We start from the raw sequence: 1,144 nt of genomic DNA on the forward strand, positions 1-1,144 counted from the left end.
GCGCCGGCGCATCGCGTTGCTCCTCATCGACGCGGTCGGTGGGGATCGCCAACTGCGAGGCATCGTAGAGCAGGTTGCCCAGCAGGATCTGGCTGGGCAGCATCGGCAGAAACGGCAAGAACGCCGACGCGGCGGCGGCGCTGAAGGTGTTGCCGAAATTGCTCGATGTGCCCATGAACACGTACTTGATGGTATTGGCGAAAATCCTTCTGCCCGTGGCCACCCCGGTGGCCAGCACGCCCAGGTCCTTTTCCAGCAGCACCACGTCGGCCGCGTCCTTGGCGACGTCGGTGGCGCTGTCTACGGAGATCCCCACGTCCGCGGCGTGCAGGGCCAACGCGTCGTTGACGCCGTCGCCGAGGAAGCCGACCGATCGCCCGTTGCGGCGCAGCGCGGTGATCAGCCGCGCCTTCTGCTCGGGGGAGATGCGCGCGAAGATGGTGTGGTTTTGCGCGGCGTCGACGAACCCGTCGTCGTCGAGGGGTTCCAGCTCGGCGCCGGTGAGAGTGCCCTTGGACGCCAAACCCAGGTCATTGCAGACCTTTTCGGCGACCCGCGGATTGTCGCCGGTGGCGATCTTGAGCTCGATGCCCAGTTCGGCCAGCTGTGCCAGCGACTGGCGCGCCGCGGGTTTGGGTTCGTCGGCGAAGACCAGAAAGCCGGCCAGCGTGAGGTCGTGTTCGTCGTCGGCGGTGAGCTCCGTCAGCTCGGCGGCCGGGCGGGTGGCGACGGCGACCACCCGCCGTCCGGCGGCGAACAAGTCCGCCAGGGTCGCATCCGCGGCCGCCGGCGTCCCGTCGCACCGGTCCAGGACCTGTTCGGGGGCGCCCTTGACGACGAGGAGGCGGTTGCCGTCGTCGTCGACCAACACCGACGTCGCGCGCCGCTCGTGGTCGAACGGCAGCAGCGCGACGCGGCGCACCGCGCCGCCCACCAGTTGCTGTGGCTGCGGGGAGTCCCACAGCGCGGCGTCGAGCGGATTGGCGCTCACCACACCGGATTCCGGGTCGACGTCGGTGGCCAGCAACCCGAGCCGCCGGACCGGCTCGGCCGGCGCACCGGCCGGATCGACCGCGCCGACCAGGCGGATGCGGCCCTCCGTCAGCGTGCCGGTCTTGTCGGTGATCAGGATGTCGATGTCGCC

The 1,144-nt window shown here is 70.0% G+C and carries 1 protein-coding gene; it reads right to left on the reverse strand.

What is annotated here, in order from left to right; translation table 11 throughout:
- On the reverse strand, positions 1-1,144 hold a 1,144-nt coding region (locus A5696_RS29235), incomplete at both ends, for an HAD-IC family P-type ATPase (RefSeq protein ID WP_156738509.1).

Source organism: Mycobacterium sp. E2699 (assembly GCF_001666745.1).
GTDB lineage: Bacteria > Actinomycetota > Actinomycetes > Mycobacteriales > Mycobacteriaceae > Mycobacterium.